Annotated in this window: 18 protein-coding genes, 1 pseudogene and 1 CRISPR repeat array; of the genes and pseudogenes, 14 read left to right on the forward strand and 5 right to left on the reverse strand. The window is 37.2% G+C overall.

Annotated elements, in window-relative coordinates:
* The first annotated feature begins 2 nt into the window (after positions 1–2).
* From Q0N70_RS02510 to cas2, 14 genes are all read left to right on the forward strand, one after another.
* Positions 3–1,661 (forward strand): PEGA domain-containing protein, encoded by a 1,659-nt coding sequence (locus Q0N70_RS02510; RefSeq protein ID WP_294013400.1) that lies wholly within the window; start codon positions 3–5, stop codon positions 1,659–1,661.
* Between the two features lie 20 nt (positions 1,662–1,681).
* Positions 1,682–2,557 (forward strand): signal recognition particle-docking protein FtsY, encoded by an 876-nt coding sequence (gene ftsY / locus Q0N70_RS02515; RefSeq protein ID WP_294013403.1) that lies wholly within the window; start codon positions 1,682–1,684, stop codon positions 2,555–2,557.
* A gap of 80 nt (positions 2,558–2,637) precedes the next feature.
* On the forward strand, positions 2,638–3,423 hold the full coding sequence (locus Q0N70_RS02520) for a hypothetical protein (RefSeq protein WP_294013408.1): 786 nt from the start codon (positions 2,638–2,640) through the stop codon (positions 3,421–3,423).
* Between the two features lie 21 nt (positions 3,424–3,444).
* Entirely contained in the window at positions 3,445–4,725 is a 1,281-nt protein-coding gene (locus Q0N70_RS02525; RefSeq protein ID WP_294013413.1) for an ABC transporter permease, read from the forward strand.
* Complete coding sequence (locus Q0N70_RS02530; RefSeq protein WP_294013415.1) at positions 4,718–5,410, forward strand: ABC transporter ATP-binding protein; 693 nt, start codon at positions 4,718–4,720, stop codon at positions 5,408–5,410. The genes Q0N70_RS02525 and Q0N70_RS02530 overlap by 8 nt, the downstream gene beginning before the upstream one ends.
* Complete coding sequence (locus tag Q0N70_RS02535; protein ID WP_294013418.1) at positions 5,407–6,750, forward strand: FtsX-like permease family protein; 1,344 nt, start codon at positions 5,407–5,409, stop codon at positions 6,748–6,750. Before Q0N70_RS02530 ends, Q0N70_RS02535 begins: the two co-directional genes overlap by 4 nt.
* Before the next feature lie 38 nt (positions 6,751–6,788).
* Positions 6,789–7,325, forward strand: a complete 537-nt coding sequence (locus Q0N70_RS02540) for a UvrB/UvrC motif-containing protein (RefSeq protein WP_294013421.1) — start codon at positions 6,789–6,791, stop codon at positions 7,323–7,325.
* Entirely contained in the window at positions 7,325–8,437 is a 1,113-nt protein-coding gene (locus Q0N70_RS02545) for a hypothetical protein (RefSeq protein WP_294013424.1), read from the forward strand. The genes Q0N70_RS02540 and Q0N70_RS02545 overlap by 1 nt, the downstream gene beginning before the upstream one ends.
* A 9-nt stretch (positions 8,438–8,446) precedes the next feature.
* Positions 8,447–11,011, forward strand: coding sequence for an ATP-dependent Clp protease ATP-binding subunit (locus Q0N70_RS02550; RefSeq protein WP_294013427.1), 2,565 nt, complete (start codon positions 8,447–8,449; stop codon positions 11,009–11,011).
* A 23-nt stretch (positions 11,012–11,034) separates the two neighbouring features.
* Positions 11,035–12,312, forward strand: coding sequence for a valine--pyruvate transaminase (locus Q0N70_RS02555; protein ID WP_294013430.1), 1,278 nt, complete (start codon positions 11,035–11,037; stop codon positions 12,310–12,312).
* Positions 12,313–12,322: 10 nt separating this feature from the next.
* A complete protein-coding gene (locus tag Q0N70_RS02560; RefSeq protein ID WP_294013433.1) occupies positions 12,323–12,967 on the forward strand; it encodes a DUF6198 family protein in 645 nt (214 codons plus the stop codon).
* Between the two features lie 522 nt (positions 12,968–13,489).
* Positions 13,490–16,837: a type II CRISPR RNA-guided endonuclease Cas9 gene (gene cas9 / locus Q0N70_RS02565; RefSeq protein WP_294013436.1), complete on the forward strand. Its 3,348-nt coding sequence runs from the start codon at positions 13,490–13,492 to the stop codon at positions 16,835–16,837.
* Positions 16,838–16,868: 31 nt separating this feature from the next.
* Positions 16,869–17,771: a type II CRISPR-associated endonuclease Cas1 gene (gene cas1, locus Q0N70_RS02570; protein WP_294013439.1), complete on the forward strand. Its 903-nt coding sequence runs from the start codon at positions 16,869–16,871 to the stop codon at positions 17,769–17,771.
* A complete protein-coding gene (gene cas2 / locus Q0N70_RS02575) occupies positions 17,764–18,099 on the forward strand; it encodes a CRISPR-associated endonuclease Cas2 (RefSeq protein ID WP_294013442.1) in 336 nt (111 codons plus the stop codon). Before cas1 ends, cas2 begins: the two co-directional genes overlap by 8 nt.
* Before the next feature lie 69 nt (positions 18,100–18,168).
* Positions 18,169–18,798: direct repeats of the CRISPR family, unit length 36 nt; unit sequence ATTATAACTGATTAATTTTCCAAGTCAACCTGCAAC.
* A gap of 32 nt (positions 18,799–18,830) precedes the next feature.
* Here cas2 and Q0N70_RS12295 read toward each other — a convergent pair.
* The 5 genes and pseudogenes from Q0N70_RS12295 to Q0N70_RS02595 form a co-directional block, all read right to left on the reverse strand.
* Positions 18,831–19,628 (reverse strand): annotated as a pseudogene (locus tag Q0N70_RS12295) (CAP domain-containing protein); the annotation flags it as partial.
* 26 nt (positions 19,629–19,654) lie between these two features.
* Positions 19,655–20,590: an NYN domain-containing protein gene (locus Q0N70_RS02580; RefSeq protein WP_294013445.1), complete on the reverse strand. Its 936-nt coding sequence runs from the start codon at positions 20,588–20,590 to the stop codon at positions 19,655–19,657.
* 226 nt (positions 20,591–20,816) lie between these two features.
* A complete protein-coding gene (locus Q0N70_RS02585; RefSeq protein WP_288758012.1) occupies positions 20,817–21,224 on the reverse strand; it encodes a hypothetical protein in 408 nt (135 codons plus the stop codon).
* 32 nt (positions 21,225–21,256) lie between these two features.
* A complete protein-coding gene (locus Q0N70_RS02590; protein ID WP_288758015.1) occupies positions 21,257–21,598 on the reverse strand; it encodes a type II toxin-antitoxin system HicB family antitoxin in 342 nt (113 codons plus the stop codon).
* Positions 21,585–21,848: a type II toxin-antitoxin system HicA family toxin gene (locus Q0N70_RS02595; protein WP_288758017.1), complete on the reverse strand. Its 264-nt coding sequence runs from the start codon at positions 21,846–21,848 to the stop codon at positions 21,585–21,587. The genes Q0N70_RS02590 and Q0N70_RS02595 overlap by 14 nt, the downstream gene beginning before the upstream one ends.
* Positions 21,849–21,914 lie beyond the last annotated feature (66 nt).

Here is a 21,914-nt window from a genome sequence, read left to right on the forward strand (position 1 = left end):
AGATGAATTTTCTCTTTCAGAAATATAAAAGATTTTTTTTTATTTTTTCTCTTTTACTATTTCTGACGGAGAATATTTTTTGCGAGCCTTGGATTCTTGCTGCCAAAAAATTTGATTTTGACAGCGGGAAAACTTTGAATTCCGCAGAGCAGGATTTGTCTTCCATAATGCCGCAGCTTATAATGGAAAAAATTTCTGAAGGACTTTCGCGCAATACAACGCCTCAGGAAATGCTGGACAGGTCTTTGAACAATTTGCTTGTTGAACGCCAGTCTTTGTTTCTTCAGCTTTCAAAAGAAATAAAAACGCGTGATGCAATTTTTCTTTTGTCTGGAAGCAAGAAAAGAATTCAAAAAAAAATTTCAGCCCAAGAAAAAAAAATTGACGAAATAAAAAATCAGATTGACGAGAACTTAAAAAAAACTCATCTGCTTTATGAAGAATTTAAAAATGAAAATTCTTCTCAAGAGGAAAAAACAGAAACAAGTTTTAGTCCGCTTCCGTTCAATCCATTTAAAAATCTTTTTGTGAAAAAAAATTCTCCAGTTCTTCCAGAGCCTCAAAATGAAAATGTTTCTTTCTACAAAGAAAATTCTTACGAACTTTTTTCTCCTTCACAGGAAGCTCTTGATTCTGGAATTGAAAGCCGCAAGTTTGAAAATGAAGTCGTCGCTGCAAAAATAAACGGCCTTATAACTGGGAACATTATTGTTTATGGCGAGTATTTTTCAATTTCCTGCGCGCTTTATAATTTTCCAGGGAAAAAGATTCTTGGGCAGGTTACAGAAATTGGTTCGTTAAAGGACTATATTTCAGTTGCAGAAAATGCCGCAAATTATTTTGTTCCGATTATTGTAAATAGTTTTCCTGTTGAAATTAAGTTCGAAATTCAGCCGCCTGAAGTTTTTAAAAATGCAATTGTTTCTGTTGATGGAAATGTTTACAAAAATGCGCCGGAAAAAATTTCTGTTCCTTCTGGAAATCATTCTATAACAATTGAGTCGCCAGGCTATATTCCGTGTTCGATAAACTATGATTTTGAAGGCTCTAAAATTTTTAAGCTTCAGGGAAATATGAAACTTAAGTCAGAAGTTTCCGGCTCTATTGAATTGAAAAGAAATCTGGAAAATGGATTTCTATATTCTGGAAGCAATTTGCTTTCTGAAATTTCAGATGAAAATTTTTCTGCGGAAATTTCTTTTGATGGAACTCCTGTCATTGGGCAATTTAAATCTGCGCAAGATGAAAATGCTTTGTTCTTTTTTTATGTGCCTGAAATCCTGCAACAAAATCAGGCTCGACTTTCTGTAAAAGGAAAAACTGTAAATCATTCTGAATATATTGACAAGCGGAGAATTGCCGCCTACAGAGCTTATACAGCTTTGGTTCTTTCTGTTCCGTTTACTTTGTATGCGGTTGGAAAAAATAATTCAGTTACAAATGCTTATAATCGTGGTTCTTTAAAAGACTATGATGAAGTTTTAAAATGGAGACGCTATGGAACTATTTCTAGCGGAATAACTTTTGCGTGCCTTGGATTTTTTGGCTTTGAACTTGCGCGTTATCTTATCGCTGCAAATTCATTGCTTCCTTCAAATGCAAAAGAAATTCATTCATCTGAAATTTCAAATTCAGCTTGGACTGAAATTCAAGAAGAGTAAATTTTTTAGGAGTTAAAAATATGGCGAAGATTTCATTTTCAGAAAAATTAAAAAATCTTTTTGGCGGCAAGAAAAATTTCTCTGAAGATTTTTTTGAAGACTTAACTGACGCCTTGATTGAAGGAGATTTGGGCGCAAAAAACGCGGTCGAAATTGTTGACAATCTTGAGTCCTTTTGCAAAAAAGAAAAGAAATTTTCTCCAGAAGAAATTACTGCCGAGTTAAAAAATATTCTGCTGAAATTTTTAAAGCCAGTTTCAATAGAGCCTTCAAATGGAAAAGTAAATATTTTTATGGTTCTTGGCGTGAATGGCGTTGGAAAAACTACGACAGTTGCAAAAATGGCAAAACTGTATTCTGAAAAAAATGTCAATGTGATTATGGCGGCGGCGGACACTTTTCGTGCAGCGGCAGTTGACCAGCTTTCCATGCACGGGGAAAAACTTAAGCTTCGTGTTGTAAAACATCAAATGGGAAGTGATCCAAGCGCAGTTGTTTTTGATGCTGCGGATGCTTGCAAGGCGAACAATGGCGGGCTTGTAATTGCGGACACAGCTGGCCGTCTTCATAACAAAGAAAATCTTGTGAATGAACTAAAAAAAATTGATAGGATTTGTGCTTCCAAAGCTGATGACGGTTGCTATAAAAAAATTCTTGTAATTGATGCGACAACTGGTCAGAATGCTGTAAGGCAAGCTGAAGTTTTTAATGAAGCTGTTGGAATTGACGCTGTTGTTCTTACAAAATATGATTCAACTGCAAAAGGCGGCGCGCTTGTTTCAATTGGAAAAGATTTGAATATTCCAGTTTTGTTTGTCTGCACTGGAGAAAAATATGAAAATATAGGATCCTTTGATCCAAAAAAATATGTGGATGAATTTGTTGGAACAGAGTGATGTCTTTTTTTGAGGCTTTGTTTTTTTTGTATTTTTTGTTTCCCGTTATAAATGAAAATCAACTTCTGATTTCTCGCGCAATGAAAGGGAATATTTCTTTTGAAAAAACAGAAGAATTAAAAACTGAACTAAAAGAATTTTTAAATTCAGATGAAATTGATTTTGAGCTTTATGAAGATTCAGAAAAAAATCATTCTGGATTTTATTTAAAAAATTCTCTTGGAAAACTTGTTCTTTTTAAATTTGACAAAGAACTTTTAAGTGTTTCAAAGGAACTTGAAAATTTTTCCTGCACATCAGTAAATGAAGATCAGTTTTCAAGAATAAAATATAATTCAGATTATAAGCCTGTTGAAAAAATTGTTTGGGAAAATAAAAATACTGTTGCAGATTCAAAAATTATTTTAAAGGAAAACTGGAAATATTCAGGCAAATATATTTTTTCAAATAAAGAAGATTTTAAAAATAAGAAAAGCTATGAGATTCGGTACAATAAAGATTTTCTTCCGCTTTATGTTGTGGAATATTGTTATGTTCAAAATCCAGAATCAACAGAAGAAAATCCTTTGCCTGAAATAAAAGTGCTAGAAAAAAAATCTTTCTTTTCTTATGACATGCAGAATCGGCTTTTATCTGATGAAGAAATTTCCTATGATGAAAAAAAAGAAGGCAAAGAAATTTATAGAAAAAAAAATGTTTATAGTTATACAGGCAAAAGTGAAAATGCAGATTTTGAATTTTATGAAAATGGAACTTTAAGATTTTCTATAAAATATGCAAGCGATGATGATTTTGTTGAAACTGTATATTTCCCAGATGGAAAATGTATGGAAAAAAAATTTATAAATGGTGAAAAAATAAATTGAAAAAATTTAATGAGGGTAAAATTGAAATCAGATTTTAAATGGATATGCTTTGTTGCCAGACGAATAAGCAGAATAAATAGAAAAGGGCGCACTGCAGCCGCTTCGTATTTGGCTGCATTGGGAATTGCGCTTGGAGTAATGGCTCTGATTGTCATAATGAGTGTTATGAATGGATTTCAGATGGGATTTATAGATTCTATAATGGAAATTTCATCATACCATATTCAGGTATCTAAAATTCAAGACGATTCGTTTGAAAATTGGTGCAGTAAAAATAAAAAAGTTCTTTGTGCAGTTCCTTTTTATGAAGCACAAGGTCTTATGGTTGGAAATTCAGAAAGACAATGCGCCTCGATTGTCCGGGCAGTTCCAGAAAATATTATGGAAACTGATTTTGGATTTAAAGACAAGCTAAAAATTGTTGCAGGAAAATTTAATTTGTCTGAAGCAAACTCGATTGTTGTTGGCAGCACTTTGGCATATAACTTGAATCTTAGAATTGGAAGCAGAGTGAACATTGCGGCGCTTAGCGGTTCAAGCGATACAAGCTTGCTTTCTACAAACCGTCAATTTGTTGTAAAAGGAATTTTTCATTGTGGCTATGCGGAAATAAATTCTTCATTTGCATTTATAAATTTTGATTCTGGAAAAAAAATTCTCGGAAATTCCGCTGAAGAAAAATATGGAATAAAATTAAATTCAGCTTCAAAAGATTCTTCATTTATAAAAGAATTCAAGAATGCTTTTCCGCAGTCCAAGGCAGTAGGCTGGCGCGAATACAACCGAAGTTACTTTGGAGTTCTTCGCATGGAAAAGAACACTCTGTTTGTTATTGTGCTTTTGATTTTTGTTGTTGCCGCAATAAATATTTTTAATTCAATGAAGAAACTTGTTTTGGAGCGGAAAAATGAAATTGCAGTTCTCTCTGCGCTTGGTGCTTCTGAAAAAAATGTGCAGAGCATTTTTGTTGTTCAGGGAATTTTCACGGGAATTTTGGGCGGTGTAACTGGACTTTTTCTTGGCGTTTTTATTTCTCTGAATATGAAAACAGTTTTTAATTTGCTTTCTAAAATTCAGTTTGGAATCGAATATTTTTTTACAATGATTTTCAATTCAGGATATGAAAACTTTGTGACGGAAAATCCAATGTTTGCAATTTACGCAAGAATTCCTACGAGAATTTTTTTGCATGAAGTTATTTTTATTTTTTTGTTCGGAGTTTTTTCAGCGGTTGCGGCAACCTGGCTTGCTAGCCGAAATGTTTTGCGAATGACTGTAACGGAGGTTTTGCGCGATGAATAATCAGAATATTGTTTTGTCAATAAAAGATTTGGAAAAAACTTACAAGACTTCAAGTGAGGAACTTGCGATTTTAAAAAAATTGAACATGGAGTTGAAGCAGGGACAAACTTGTGTAATTGTTGGAAAAAGCGGCAGCGGAAAATCAACTTTGCTGAATATAATCGGCGGGTTGGACAAGGCTACTGGAGGAACTGTTTGTGTTGGCGGAATGAATGTAAGTTCAATGTCAGAAAAGCAGCTTGTAAAATTCAGGCGTGAATTTCTTGGAATGATATTTCAGTTTCATTATCTTTTAAAAGATTTTACTGCATTGGAAAATGTTTTTCTTCCGGCATTTATGGCAGGCGTTTCTAAAAAAGATGCAATGGAAAAAGCAGAAGAACTTTTGTGTGCCGTTGGATTGAAAGAAAGAATGTCGCATTTGCCTTCTGAACTTTCTGGTGGAGAGCGGCAAAGAGTTTCCGTTGCAAGAAGCCTTGTGAATAATCCTGAATTGATTTTGGCTGATGAGCCTACAGGAAATCTTGATCCTGCAAATGCCGAGTCTGTTGGCAATCTTCTTTTTTCACTTTCTGAAAAATACGGAAAAACTTTGATTCTTGTTACACATGATATGAATCTTGCTTCAAAAGGACAGATAAAATATTCCATAGAAAACGGGCAGCTTCAGGAGCTTGAAATATGACTTTTACTTCATGCTTGATGTATGCAAAAAAAATATTTTTTTCAAAGTCTCAAAGTTCTGATTCTGGAATTGGAAAGCGAAGTCTTACTGGCGCTATTGCGTGTATTGGAATAAGTCTTGTTCCGATGGTTGTTCTTCTCGTTGTTACAAACGGAATGGTTCAAGGAATGACAAGCCGGATGATAAATCTTTTTTCACGTGATATTTCAGTTTCAGTTTATAAAAACTCTATGTATTTGAGTTCATGCAAAAATTTTATTTTGGCATCGGAAAAAATTGCGGATATTCAAGGCGTGGAAAAAGTTTTCCCGGAAGTGCGAGGAATGGCTCTTGCGGCCGGACAAAATTATAGATCTGGTGCATTTGTAAGAGGCGTTCCTCAAGGCACTTTTTTGACTGATAAAAATTTTTCTTCACTTTTTAAAGTTATTGAAGGAAATATTTCTTTTCCTGATTTGCGGACTGCTGTTATCGGAGAAAAAATTTCAGAACAGCTTGGAGTTCATGTTGGAGATAATATAAAAATTATAAGCATGAACACAGCAGGAAAAAGATTTGTTCCAAAAGTTGCGCAGTTTAAAGTCGGAGGAATAATTTCAAGCGGCTATCAGGAGCTTGATGCGGTGTGGGTTTTTATTCCAATTGAAGCGGCTTTTAATTCCCTTGCAAAATCATCCTGCGAATTTGTTGTTGGCATAAAAACTGAAAATTCTTTTTCCGAAGAACTTTCTTCTATTGCGGAGCGGATTCAATATTTTGCATTTCAAGATGAAGGCTTGGTAGATTCCAGAGTTCAAACCTGGAAAGAAGTCAATGCGTCTGAACTTGAAAACTTTGCTTCGACAAAAGCTTTGCTTGTTGTGATTATGGTTATGATTGTGATTGTCGCAAGCATAAGCGTAAGCTCTTCTGTTTTGATAATTGTAATGGAACGCAAAAAAGAAATTGCGCTTTTAAAATGCGTTGGCGCGTCTCCAAATGGAATTGCTCTTTCATTTGTTTTAACAGGAGCTTCAATTGGCCTTGCAGGAATTTTGATTGGTGTTCCGATTGGACTTTTAATTTCCGTAAACATAAATGGAATTATCAGCGCAATTGAATCTTGTGTAAACTTTTTTGAAAAATTTTCGCTTGCATTTTCTTTTGGAGATTCGCATGAAATTGCAAAATTTCATTTGCTTGATCCGGCATATTATCTTCAAGACATTCCAATAGAAATTCCTGTAAAAGAAATTGTCGCGGTTGTTTTATGCACGCTTCTTCTTTCCGCTTTGGTTTCTTTGATTCCTTCAGTTAAAGCCGGAAAAGAGAAACCTATTGATACTTTGCGTAAAATGTAATTTATGGTACACTCACTATTTGAAAAACGAGGAAAAGTATGATTTGCGATTTTTGCCACGAACGTGAAGCTGTAATTTTTATGGAACAAACCACAACTGATGGTTCGCGCCGGAAAATAAATATATGCCTCGAATGCGCAATGGAACGCGGAATTTCTCCAGATCCAAAAAGCATAGAGTCTTCAATCGGAAATCTTTTTAGAGAACTTGCCAATGTTTCAAAGAAAATTTCAGAGCGCGAAAACAAACTTTGTCCTGTCTGCGGAACTTCATTGAAAGAAATAACTCGAAGCGGAAAAACTGGCTGCCCGGAATGCTACGCTATTTTTAAAAACGATGTAAGGCATTTTCTTGAAACTAATGGAATAAAAGAAATATTTAAAGGCTCAATGCCGGCTCGTCTTTCTTCGGTGCGTTCTGTTTTAAATGACAGAGTTATTCTTCAAAATAAATTGAACATTGCGATTCAAAAAGAAGATTATGAAAAAGCCGCAATGTACAGAGATTATTTAAAGGCTCTTGAAAAAAATGCAGTTTCAGGTTCGGCGGAAATTTCTAGTGGAGAAATCGGCTGATGATAAAAAAATCAAAAGAAGATGTTTCTGGAGCGTGGTATGCCTGCGCAGGTCCTGAGCAAGATATTGTTGTTGCGACCAGAGCGACTCTTTCAAGAAATCTTGCAAATTTTCCTTTTCCAGATAAATTGAATGATTCTGAAAGCGAGCGCATTCAGTCTATTGTTTTTGATGCGTTTAATTTTTTAAAGAATGCGGAAGATTTTCAGGCGGTTTCTGTTTGCAAACTTGATGGCATCGGGAACAAGATAATGCATGAGCGCGGAATTCTTTTCGATTCAAAAGGAAAAAAATCTGGACTTGTTCTTCGCAATGATGGAAAAATTTCTTGCACTGTAAATACTGATGATCATTTGAAAATCTCTTCATTTATTCCAGGTCTTGGAATTGAAGCCGCATCGAATTCAGTTTATGAAATAGACAACGAGCTTCAAAAAAGAATTCAGTTTGCTGCAAGCTATGAGTTTGGATATTTGACTTATTCAGTTTTAAATTCAGGAAGCGGGCTTTCTGTTGTTGTAAAACTTCATCTGCCTGCCTGCTCATTGCTTGGCTCAATAAATTCAATTGTAAAAAATATTTCAGGTGATGGATTTAATTTGCTGGCTTGCTATGGTTCTGGCGGCGGAAATGCTTTGAGCGGCTTTGGAACAAAAGGAACTTCTTTGGGCAGCTATTACATTGTTGTTCCGAAAAGTTCAGCGGGCGGAAGTGAGTTCGATCAGATTGCTTCAATTCAGTGCGCTGTTCAAAATATTTTAAAGGAAGAAAGAGCTGCACGAAAAAGTTGCAAGGCTCAGCATATAACGGAAATTTCAAACTATGCGCTTCGTTCGCTGGCTTTGGCAAAGAGCAGTTTTTTTGTTTCGCTCAGAGAAGCTATCGACATTATAAGTGGCGTTAAGTTCGGCAAGGACATGGGAATTTTTTCTGGAGTTGAAGAGGCTGAATTACACGCTTTGCTTTACAGAGTTCAAGAAGGACATCTTGAATATGTTCTTGACAACGGAAAATTTAAATTTGAAAAAGATATTCAGGACAACCGTCCGCGTAAAATTGAGCGGCTTAGAGCTTTGATTTTACAGGAAGCTTTTGAAAATATTGAAAAGTGAGGTTCCTATATGTATGAAAATTTTTCTCCTAGGGCACAGCGTATTTTGGTTGCGCTTGCTCAAGACGAAGCTTATTTTTTAGGAAGCCGGCAGATTGAGCCGGAACATATTATACTTGCGCTTTTAAAATCTGCGGAAGGACTTGGTTATGTTGTGCTTCAGCAGCTTAGAATAAATGTTCTTACTCTTCAGCTTGCAATTGAACAAAGTTTGCCTTCCCGTTTTCCAGATACAGAACTGAAGACGATTCCAAATTCGGAGCGCACAGAAAGATTTTTGAATCAGGCTGCATTTGATGCAAAGACAATGCAGTGCAACTATGTTGGAACGGAGCATCTTTTGTTTGCAGCGGCTACGGAGGAACGTTCGCTTTTGTGGGCATATTTAAAGCGCGCAGGAATTTCCATTGAGCAGGTCAGAAATGCAATTGCAGATATTCAGCGCAAAATTCCTTCATCAGCTGTAAAAGAGCAAAAGAATTTTTCAGGCGGAAACTTTGCGCAGGAAACTCCAGTTCCTTTTATGGCGGACGGAAGCGCGCAGAGAAAACAAAAGCAGTCTGGAATTCTTGCACAGTTTTCAAGAGACTTAACGCAAGATGCAAAGGACGGAAACTTAGATCCTGTTGTCGGACGTGAAAAAGAAGTTTTGCGAACAATTCAAATTTTAAGCCGCCGCACAAAAAATAATCCAGTTCTTGTTGGAGAGCCGGGTGTTGGAAAAACTGCAATAGCGGAATCTCTTGCACATCGCATTGCAAATGGAAAAGTTCCTGCCGATCTTCTTGGAAAAAAATTGCTTCAGCTTGATTTGGCTGCAATGATTGCCGGAACGAAATACCGCGGTGAATTTGAAGAGCGGCTTAAGCGTGTAATGAAAGAAATAAAGGAATCAAAAAATGTGATTCTTTTTGTTGACGAGCTTCACACTATAATTGGAGCTGGCGGACCAGAAGGCTCGATGGATGCAAGCAACATGATAAAGCCTGCTTTAAGCCGCGGTGAGCTTCAGATGATTGGAGCTACCACAACAAAGGAATACAGAAAATATTTTGAAAAAGATTCTGCGCTTGTAAGAAGATTTCAGATTGTAAAAGTTGAAGAGCCTTCCGAAGATGAAACTCAAAAAATACTTTTGGGACTTAAAAAATATTATGAGGAATTTCACCATGTCGTTTATGAAGATGATGTGATTCCACTTATTGTAAAATACAGCAAGCGATATATTTCTGAACGTTTTTTACCAGACAAAGCGATTGATATTCTTGATGAAGCCGGAGCTGCAAAAAAATTGCAGGAAGATGTTCGTCCGGAAGAACTGGACAAACTTGAAGCGGAATATGCAAGATACAACGAGCAGAAACGCGAGCTGGTTGCTTCACAGGAATACGAAAAGGCCGCATATATCAGAGACCACATAAATTTGTTGCGCTCACGGATAGATGACTTGAACCGCAAATGGAAATCTTCTGATGCCGCAAAAAAACGCCGTGTTTGCGCGGAAGATGTCTGCAAGATTATAAGCGAAATTTCTGGAATCGATGTTTCAAAACTGGACGAAGGAAAATCCGGTCGGCTTTTGAACATGGAAAAAATTCTGCATGAAGAAGTTGTTGGGCAAGACGAAGCCGTTGCTTCAATTTGCAGCGCAGTCCGCAGAAACAAAGCTGGCATTTCTTCACATAAACGTCCTGTGGGCTCATTTATTTTTCTTGGTCCTACCGGCGTTGGAAAAACTCAGCTTGCAAAGTCGCTTGCAAAATTTCTTTTTGGAACGGAAGAAGCTTTGATTCGTGTGGACATGAGCGACTACATGGAAAAGCAAAACGCATCTCGTCTTGTTGGCGCGCCTCCGGGATACATTGGCTATGAAGAAGGCGGGTTGCTTACGGAGCAAGTTCGGCAGCATCCATATTCAGTTGTGCTCCTCGATGAAATTGAAAAAGCTCACCACGACATTTACAATCTTTTGCTTCAGCTTCTTGAAGAGGGCGAATTAAAGGATAACCTTGGTCATACCGTGAGCTTCAAAAATACAGTTGTCATTATGACCAGCAATGCCGGCGCGCGCGAGATTACTGCGGAAAGCAGAATGGGATTTTCCACAGCAAAAGAAGGAATTGTTCCATACAACGAAATAAAATCCAGCGCAATGGAAGAACTCAAAAAAATCATGTCGCCTGAACTTCTTAACCGAATTGATGATGTGATAGTTTTTGATGCGCTTTCAAAAAAACAGATTGCGTCTATACTTGAAATTCAAATTAAAGAGCTTGAAGAGCGTCTTGCTGAAAAATCAATTTCACTTGCGCTTAAACCTAAAGCCAGAGAATATCTTGTGGAACATGGATATGAGCCTTCAATGGGAGCGCGTCCGATGCGCCGTCTGCTTCAAAAAGAAATTGAAGATCCGCTTGCAAATCTTTTTTTGCAAAATGAAAATGCGGAAGGCGAAACTGTTTCCGTGGATTGCGTTGATGGAATTATTTCATTAAAACTTAGCAAGAAAAAAAGAGCAGTTTCTGCAAAGAAAAAGCAAGAGCTTTCAGCGCAAGAAGCAAATCAACTTTTATAAAAATAAAGTAACGAGGAAGAAATATGTTTTCAGATTTTGGAAAAAAACTTACGGGAGAGTCTGGAATTTTACAATTGATGGAAGACTTGGGAGCTCCTCTTCCTGAAGGAAAAAAACTTTGCGCGCTTGGAGGAGGAAATCCTGCGCAGATTCCAGAACTTGAAAAAATGTATCGCGCTGAAATGGAACGCATAATGAAAGACGGACGTGCGTTTGAAGACTTGATTGGAAAATATGATGGTCCGCAGGGAAAAAATGCGTTTATAAATTCTGTTGCATCTTTTTTTTCAAGAAACTTTGGATGGAATGTAAAGTCGGAAAATATCGCTGTGTGCAACGGAAGCCAGAGCGCGTGCTTTTATCTTTTTAATCTTCTTTCAGGAACATTCACTTCGCCAGATGGAAAAAAATCTAAAAAGAAAATTCTGTTTCCGCTTGTGCCGGAATATGTGGGCTATGCGGATCAGGGAATTGAAAGCGAAACTTTTGAAAGCATTCCTTCACGCTTTGAAGAATACAGCAACAACACTTTTAAATATTTTGTTGATTTTGAAAAACTTGAAGAGCGTCTTAACAAGGACAATGACATTGCAGCACTTTGTGTGAGCCGCCCCACAAATCCGACTGGCAACGTTCTTACTGATGAAGAAATTACGCGGATGTCTGCCCTTGCGCAAAAACATTCTATTCCGCTGATTATTGACAATGCTTATGGACTTCCGTGGCCGCATATAATTTTCAATGACGCAAAACCTTTCTGGAATGAAAATGTAATTCTTAGCATGAGCCTTTCAAAAATAGGTCTTCCAAGTTTGCGCACCGGCATTATAATTGCAAGAAAAGAAATTGTTACGGCTCTTTCAAATTTGAATTCTATAATTGCGCTTGCTTCGGGAAGTCTTGGCCAGGCGATTGCTTCTAATCTGATTGAAAGCGGAAAACTGATTGAAGCTGCTTCAAACTTTGTGCGTCCGTATTATGAAAAGAAAAATAAATTTGCCCAGAGCCTTGTGCATAAATATTTTGCTGGAACTGATTACGCTGTTCATAAAGGTGAAGGTTCAATTTTCCTGTGGATTTTAATGCGCAATCTAAAAATTACAACGAAGGAACTTTACAAAAAACTTAAAGAGCAGGGCGTTGTTGTTGTTCCTGGCGAATATTTTTTCTTCGGAAATGGAGGAGCATTTAAAAATCATCCGCATTATTCAAAGTGCATAAGAATAAATTATGCGCGCCCCGATGATGAGCTTGAAGACGGAATCAGAATCATTGCAGAAACTTACAAGGCAAATTCATAAAGGCTGATAAATGAAAAAATTACTGCTTCGCCTTTCAGTGTATTTTGCCGGACTTTTTGTTATGACAATTGGCATAGCACTTTCTGTAAAATCAAATCTTGGAGTTTCACCAGTCAGCTCGATTCCGTATACAATGACGCGGGTTTGGGGAATTGAAATGGGAAACGCAACGATAATTTTTCATTGTGCTTTGGTTCTTATTCAGTTTTTGATTTTGCGAAAAAGTTTTTCGCCTCTTATTCTTCTGCAAATTCCTATTGGAATTGTTTTTGGAAAATTTACAACTCTTTGCAATTTTCTTGCTGATTTTTTTCCGTCTCCTGATTTTTTTCTTTTTCGCCTTGTATTGTCTTTGCTAAGCTGTGTTTTTGTGGCAATTGGAATTTTCTTTTATGTTCCGGCGAATATTGTTCCTCTTGCAGGAGAGGGCTGCATGGGCGTAATTTCAAGAGTCGCAAGAATTGAATTTGCAAAAGTGAAAATTACATTTGACTGCCTGATGGTTCTTGTTTCAGTTGTAACTTGTCTTTTTGCTTTGCACAACTTTGGAAGTGTTGGTATTGGAACTGTAATCGCAGCTGTCCTAGTCGGCTTGATTCTTGGTTTTATCACCAAAAAATTTGCAAAGGTTAAAGAAAAAGTTTTTGGGTTTTAAGACTGAAGGGGAAAGTTTGAACTATTTATCTGATTTTTGAAAAAACAAAAAGGAAGCCGTAGCTTCCTTTTATCATCTTATCTATACACATTCCTAAGAATGTATAAGCATTTTGCGGAATCTTAAAGATTCCTTGTTAGCAGGTTGACTAGAAAAATTAATCAGTAAGACTATTTTATAATGATAGAATATGATTTGTCAAATGATTTCTGACCAAATTTGCTATGCAAATATCGTAGTGTCAAGCACGGCAATCTTACCTAATATTATAGTACAATTAGTACAGTAATAAGGTGTTGATTATTGCACTAAATGGGTGTCGATTAGCGTACTAATAATGAGGCATTTAGTGCAGTATTTAAAGGGCAATTTACGAAGAACTGCTATAATTTGTCTTTTTCCAGGTGCACTGCACGTGAATTACACTAAAATTGCTTTTTTTATCAAAACTCGGCATTCGGTCTAACTAAAATAATTGCCTCTGTTTAATAAGCCGTGGTATAATTTTGGCTGGAGATTATAATGAAATATCGTTTAGGGCTTGATTTAGGAACAAATTCAATTGGCTGGGCTGTTTATTCTCTTGATGAAGACAACGAGCCTGAAAAACTTGAAGACCTCGGCGTAAGAATATTTTCAGACGGCCGGAATCCAAAGTCAAAAGAACCTCTCGCAGTAGAAAGAAGAACAGCACGCGGGCAACGCAGAATAATTTATAGAAGAAAACTCCGCAGAAGAGAAACTTTCCGGCTTTTGCAAAAGCAGGGGCTTCTTCCTGTAAAAAAAGATGAGGATCAATCGTTGAAACTTATGAATCCTTATGAGCTTCGCATAAAAGCCATTGATGAAAAACTTGAGCCGTTTGAGCTTGGACGCGTTTTGTTCAATCTTTCTGTTCGGCGCGGATTTAAAAGCAATAGAAAAGACGGCTCGCAAGAGGAAACAAAAGAAAATTCGAAATCTGAAAAACTGACGCAGGCGGACAAATGCTCAAACCTTTCAAATGCAATAAAAACTTCCGGCTGCAGAACGCTTGGAGAATTTCTTTGGAAAAACAGAGAAAAAAACGGCGGAACTCGCTTTGCTCCAAACAGAATGAATTATTATCCTGTACGGCAGCTTTATATAGAAGAATTTAATCTGATACGGCAAAAACAAGAGCCGTTTTATCCTGACGTTGAATGGGAAGAAATCTATGATAAGATTTTCTTTCAGCGGCCGCTAAAAATTCAAGAGCGCGGAAAATGCCAGTATATGCCGGAAAAAGAAAGAACATTCAAGGCGATGCCGTGCGCGCAAAAAATCCGCATTTTGCAAGACGTTTTCAATCTTTCTTTTATTGCGGAAGGAAAATCAAAAAAGCTTCTTCCAGAATGGCAGAACGAAATCATAAAGCTGCTTGATTCAAAAGAAAAAGTGACTTTTAAGGAAATCCGCAAAAAACTTGGTCTTGATGAAAATATTACTTTCAATCTTGAATCAGAAACTCGCGACTTTTTGCAGGGAAACTCAACTGCTGTAAAACTTCGAAGCAAAAATCGTTTTGGCGAGATTTGGGATTCGTTAAGCCTTGAAGAGCAGGACAACATTGTTGAATGTCTGATAACTGCACAGGAAGATTCCGATGTTCAAAAAATGCTTGAAAAATACGATTTGTCTCCTGAACAGAAGAATTTCATCACAAAGCTTGTTCTTCCAAGCGGAACAACGAGTTTCTGCCGAGAATTCTCTGAAAATGTTGTGAACAAAATCGAAGAAAATGCAAAAATCTTCGCAGATTCTAATGAACGCACGGAACGCTGTCAGATTCACAATGTGATTCAGGAACTTGGCTATACTTATGCGAATCAGTCTGTGGAAAAATGCAGCGAGCTTCCTTATTACGGAAAAGTTCTTGCTGGCTCAACGATGGGAGCAAAGCCGAATCCTAAAAATGACGAGGAACGTTTTGGAAAAATAAGCAATCCGACTGTCCATATCGCGTTGAACCAGACCCGCGTTGTTGTAAATTCTCTTATAAAAGAATTCGGAAAGCCTACGCAGGTTGTAATAGAAGTAAGCCGGGAGCTAAAAGCCAGTCGAGAAGCTAAAAATAAAATGCAGCAGAAAATTGCGGCAAACCAAAGGCAGAACGAGATTCTTAACAAGAAAATAAAGGACGCGAATTCTTCTATTCTATTTCCAAACCGAACTGACCGTCTAAAATACAAGCTCTGGGAAGAACTTGATCCGGAAAACGCGCTAAACAGAAGATGCGTTTATTGCGGAAAACTAATTTCGGGCGCAGATATTTTCAATGACAACACCGTTCAGATTGAGCATATTCTTCCATTTGGACTCACTTTGTGGGATTCCGAGCATAACAAGACTATTGCCCATACAAAATGCAACGCATTCAAAGGCGAAAATACACCTTACGAGGCTTTCTTTAAAAATCCAAAAGGCTACAACTGGAATGAAATTCTTGAAAGAGCTTCGCATTTAAAAGATCCTCAGAAAAGGCGGCTTTTTTCAGAAAATGCGATGGAAACTTTTGAAAAGGAAAGCGGATTTATTTCGCGCCAGCTTACTGACAACGCTTATCTTTCAAAAATGGCTTTGAAATATTTGAAGTGCGTTGTTGAAAAAGATTCCAATGTCTGGGCTGTTAGCGGCGGAATGACAAAACTTTTGCGCGATAAATGGGAAATAGATTCAATCTTGAAAAGAAAAATCGGAGAAAATGAAATTTTTCATTTTGAACTGAAAGATGAGCAGATTGGAACTTACAAAAAGAACCGGTATGACCATCGCCATCATGCTCTTGATGCAAGCGTAATCGCATTGATTGACCGATCAATGGTTCAGCAAATTTCGCGTCTTAATCAGATTGGAAAGAAAAACAGAATTGAAGTTCCGCAGATGCCTGTTATAAGAACAGACCTAATAGAAAAGACAAAAAATATTGTCGTAAGTTTTAAGCCTGACCACGGCGCACAAGGCAAGCTTTCTAAAGAAACTCTGCTTGGAAAAATAAAAATGGCAGAGCAGGTTGCAATCTCAAAGATTCGGGAAGAAGATATTGCTTTCATAAAGAATGAGAAAGTCCGTTCAGAGTTTGAAAAAAAACTTGCAGAACTTAAGGATATTAAAAAAGTTCAAAAGGAGCTTAAGGAACTTTATCCTGTTGTTTGGGTTTTTAAGGAATATTACGTTTGCAAGGAAAATATTCTAGGGCTAAAAGAAAAGGATTTTGATTCGATAATCGATAAGAAAATCCAAAAAGAGCTTCGCGAATTTACGGAAGCCCACAAATCTGAAAAAATAGAAGATGTAATGCAGAAGTTCAGCGAGCAAACAAAAATCAAAAAAGTCCGCTGCATAAACCGTGTTCAAACTCCGATTGAAATTAAAAATAAAGACGGCACAATGCGTTATCTTTGTCCTGAAGATTATTTTGCCGCTGTTGTCTGGCAGATTCCTCCAAAAAATAAAGATTCGAAGCCTGCGTACAAGGCAACGTTTATTCGCCGTGACCAAGTTGATTTAGACGGAAATCCGAAAATTATGACTAAGCCTCATCCTGCCGCAAAGAAGATATGTATTCTGCATAAAAATGATTATCTTGAATTTGTGGACAAGGGAAACTGGTACAAGTGCAGAATTACGGGATATGCAGCTACAAGCAATAAGTTTGATATTCGTCCGATTTATGCCGTTACAAATTGCGCTGACTGGATAATTTCTACAGATGATTCTGTGCTTGAGCCTTGCTGGAAGCCAACGCCGACTCAAAACTGGATTTCAGTAAACGTTCTCTTTGGAGAAAAATTCGCCCGCCCGATAACTGTAAATCCTATAGGCCGGGTGTTCAGAAAAAATAAGAATTGAGTACTTAATTTCTCATACCGATAAACAAAGTATGCTGAATAGAATTCTAGAGATTTGTGAAGAAAATCGCTATGTTTCTCTAAGCCGCGGCTTTGTTGTTATCCAGCATGGAACTGAGACATTGGGGCAAGTTCCGCTGGATGACGTGTCGGTTCTTCTGCTTTCTGCGCAGGGAATTACGCTCAGCAAGAATATTCTTAACGCTCTTTCTGAACGGGGCTGCGTTACGGTCTTGTGCGGAAAGAATTTTATTCCGCAGAGCATGGTTTTGCCTGTAGCGAATCACTGCCTTTTTACAAAAATTATAAAAAATCAGATAAACGCTTCCGAGCCGTTAAAGAAAAGAATTTGGCAGCAGATAGTAATCCGAAAAATCGAAAATCAGGCAAAAGTCTTAAAATTATACGAAAAAGATTATTCTCTTGTTGAAAAGATTTCAAAACTTGTAAAGTCTGGCGACAGCGACAACCGGGAAGCTTATGCCGCAAAAATTTACTGGACAACGCTGTTCGGAAAAGAATTCCGCCGCGACCGAAACGAAGAAGGAATCAATTCATTTCTGAACTACGGATATGCGGTTATGCGAGCGGCAATGACAAGAGCAGTCTGCGCTTCGGGACTTATTCCGGCTTTAGGTGTGAACCACAGCAACAATTTAAATCAGTTTTGCCTTGCCGATGACTTTTTTGAAATCTATCGTCCGCTTGTGGATTCTATTGTCTATAAAATGTGCTTGGAAGGCGAGGAAGAGCTTTCGCCAAAAAACAAAAAACGGCTTACGGATTCTTTGTGGCTAAAAGTAAAAACTTCAGAAGGCTATGCTCCGGCATTTCAGAGTATGCAGTATATGACGGCTTCCTATGTTCACGCACTGGAAGATAAAAATTCTGCCATTGAGCTTCCGATTTGGGAGCAAGGTGAAGAAGATGAATAATCTTGAATTGAACAGGTACGAGCTTATGTGGATGATGGTCTTGTTTGATTTGCCGGTGATTGAAAAGAAAGAGCGGAAAGCCGCAACTGACTTTAGAAATTTTCTTTTGGACAATGGATTTTCTATGGTTCAGTATTCAATTTACACAAAACTTTTTTCTGGAAAAGATGCCTGCGAAAAATATTATAAACAGATAGTAAGCAACTTGCCTCCAGATGGAAAAGTTGATATTCTTACAATAACAGATAGGCAATATTCCAATATAATCAGCTATTCGTCAGGAAATAAAATTGAAAAAAAAGCACCTGAACAACTTATGTTATTTTGATTTTTCCTCAAAAAAAAATACATCCAATGTATTCTATTTCTTTATCTCAAAAAGAATTACATCGGATGTATTATAACTGATTAATTTTCCAAGTCAACCTGCAACCTACCGCAAGAGGCGAGTACCCTCTTGGCAATTATAACTGATTAATTTTCCAAGTCAACCTGCAACAAACTTCGACTCAGAAATTCATCGCTGTTTATTATAACTGATTAATTTTCCAAGTCAACCTGCAACTGAGCCGCCCTCATTATCACATAATCATGCATTATAACTGATTAATTTTCCAAGTCAACCTGCAACTCAAGATTACTTCTTGTCTGCACTTCCTTTATTATAACTGATTAATTTTCCAAGTCAACCTGCAACTCCTGTTAATGGCGTTTCTACCGCAAGAGGATTATAACTGATTAATTTTCCAAGTCAACCTGCAACACAAAGATGTTGTTTACAACGGTTCCCAAAATTATAACTGATTAATTTTCCAAGTCAACCTGCAACTAAGTTTTCATAATCAAAACCTCCGATGCTATTATAACTGATTAATTTTCCAAGTCAACCTGCAACAAAGTTACGTAAGTTGTATTTGTTGAATCGATTATAACTGATTAATTTTCCAAGTCAACCTGCAACAATGCGCTTTCGGGTGCTGGGATTATGTCGATTATAACTGATTACTTCTCCACATAGCTTTGGGCAAAGTCGATTACACATTCATCTCTTCTGTTTTCTTCGCATTCAGCATATCCTACGCCGGCTATATTGTACCTTTTGTTCATAATATTTTTTCTGTGTCCGCGTGAATCTACTCCATCGTCAATTAAAAATTTTACAACCGTATTTCTTGCTGTGTCTACGCAATAAAATATATTTTCAGCAGTCGCCATAAACATGCCGTAGTTTTGCATTCTTTCAGCTGGTGTCGAGCCGTCAACTCCTTTGTGCCCAAGCTGGTCAGTTACTACTTGGGTTTCCGCATGGCCTCTTGCAGCTTGTGTAAGTTCTTTAGATGGTTTAAGTGGCGGGCGTGGAGTTTGTTCGTACATATAATTTATGCATTCTTTTACAGCCGCAGGACCTTCTTGTGTGCAAGTTGTCCTGTAGTACGGACCAGCCGCCGACATTCTTTTTTCGACATAGTTGTATCCATCGAAATTTTCCAGCCTTGGAACAATATATAAATCAGCGTATTGCTTTGGATTTGTTCTTGCTTTGTTCATTTCCAGAATTACATTTTTTTCAAAGTCGTCCAGATAATCAACATTTCTTGCGGTGTCTAGCAATTTAATGTTCCACAAAGAATTTTTGCTTTTTGCTTTGGCGCTTGCAGTGCTGCTAGGGTTTTGTTTGCTTTTGGCATTGCTTTGCGCTTTTTGCTGAGTTCTTTTTTTACTGTTTGAAGGGGTGGCAGCTTTTCTTGTGGTAGAAGTTGAATTTGCAGGCTTCTTTTTTTTCGTAGAAGATGACTGGCAAAATAAAAATGCAGAAATAAAAATTGTAAATAAAACAAAAAGAATACGCTTCTTCATAATTCACCTCGATTGTGATTTTTTAGTTAGCTTTTATGCTGTAATGCTGCTGATTTTACTCTTACGCTGAATGCCGGCACTTCTTTTGTCTCAAATGTTTTTGGGTATCTTGCAATTTCTGCGCGGAGTTTTGTTCCAAACGGAAGCTTTGCGCCCATTTTGTATTCAATTGATTTTCCAAGCTGAGCAACAAGTGCCCATCCGTCGTCGTCTTTTCGGCAGTTGGAAATTCCTTCTATGATGAGTCTTTCAGGCAAAACAAAATTGTGGGCAGGCATTTCAAATGTGCTTCTGGCATTTGGTTTGTAGTGAATTTGAAATCCTTGTTCCGGCGCATCTATTTTTGTAAAGATTGATTTTATCTGCTGAGAAACACGCTCGTCAAGAAGACTTGAAATGCTGATTGCCTTGTCTGCGGTTTCAAGCAAATTCTGTGAAGCTCTTGTAATGGAAACTGGTGTTTTAAAATCATAGTAGATAACAAACACGCGCACGCCTTCCGCTTTGAGCCCTGAAACAAGAACTGAAAGGTCTCCGTCTCCTGCATAGAGAACAAGCGTGTCAAACCGTTCATCGCGGCTTTTTGTGTAGAATTCTTTTGCTGTGTTGAATACAATTGTTGTGTCTACAGCGTCTTCTTTTAGTGTTGGAAGTCTTCCGTTCGAATTTTCCTGCGAGCGCAAGTTGAATGTGTTGCGCTGAAATCCGGCTTCATCAAGTGCCCTGTAAAATTTCTGGTTTTCACGGTCAAATTCTGCGTTTGTTCCCATGAACACTTTTTTATCCGAGAACACGCATCTTTTGCCAGTTTCCGCTTCAATAAGAGAAGACGTGTATTCTGTGAGAGCTGCAAAATTTATTGAATAGTAATTTCCATCAATTCCGTCTTGCGCCAAATGTGAAAAGCCTTTTCTTGTATAATTTCCGTCTATAACAAAACAGGCTCTTGCGATGTCTTCCATATATCCTCCGTATATTTTTATTTTGCGTATATTAGCCTTTCAAAAGCTATATGTGTTTTGAAAATAGCTTCTTATACATTGAAGATTTTTCCTTCCCTGATTTGCATATTTTTTGCAATGTTTATATATAGAATATAAAAAAGTTCCGTGGAGTTTGCAAGCATTTCAAAAAAATTATCAGCTGAAAAAAAACTTCGGGCATTAACCCGAAGTTTTTAAAGTTGAACTATTTCGTTTTTATAAATCCTGCAATTGCAATAATCCAGCCGGCAATTATCATGTAGAATCCAAATGTTGCGTGCTTTAAGAATTCTTTTCCAATAAGACGTGAAAGCGCGCTGTTGTTCATCTGCACTACAAGAATTATTCCTCCCAGAATGCTTGCTGCAAGAGCAATCAGCTTAAAGAGCTTTGCATTTTTTATTTTGATAAAGCAAAGAACTGCGCCTGCCACAGCTCCGATAAAAATCAAAAGAATTCCTGCGCTTATTACAGAAGAATCTTTTGAAATAAGATCGAATCCGTTCGCTGTCTGCCCAAGAGCCTTGAACAGCGGACACAAAAATCCAATGGCGCAAATTGCCATTCCTGCCAAATAAAGATGCTGAATAATTCCAACATTTTTCTTTCCCATAATTTTCCTCCTGCTAGGGATTTTGTAAGTGATTAAAATGCTGACTGCATAGTTGCAATCTCATCATGCAATGATTTTTCTACAAAGCTATTTAAGGACATATTTAGTTTTTTTGCGGCAATAGCGACTTGACTGTGAAAGAAAGGTGTAAGTCTTACATTGAACTTTCCAGAATACGGCTTTTCTGGCTCAATGCCATCTTCTTTGCACCATTCAAGATAGTCATCAACAGAGGCATGAAATTCATTTTCAATTTCATCTACTGTTGTGCCTTGAAATGTAATTACTGTCCGAGTATTTATAACTTCTCCTGAAAAAATGCGGGCTTCATCATCATATTCCACGATTCCAACAAAGCCTTTATAATTCATCATTTTTAACTCCTGCATTATATAAAAATCTGCGCATTGATTTTATTGCGCCTTTGTCTGTTACTTTTTCTGGATGAGGACGATGGAATACAGCTCTTTCTCCATTCAATTCTATGCGAACTCTTGAGCCGTTTCCTTCTGATATATTTGCTCCTAATGATTTAAGCAAGTTTTCAATTTCTTTCCATTCAATATTTGACTGAACTGGATTCTTGAAGATTAAATCATAAATCCTCTTTTGCTTTGAGTTCATAAATAAATGATACTATAAAATGGTACTAATCGCAAATGATTTTTATGATAACTTAGTCAGTTGAAA

The organism is uncultured Treponema sp. (genome assembly GCF_945873775.1).
In the GTDB taxonomy this organism is placed as follows: domain Bacteria; phylum Spirochaetota; class Spirochaetia; order Treponematales; family Treponemataceae; genus Treponema_D.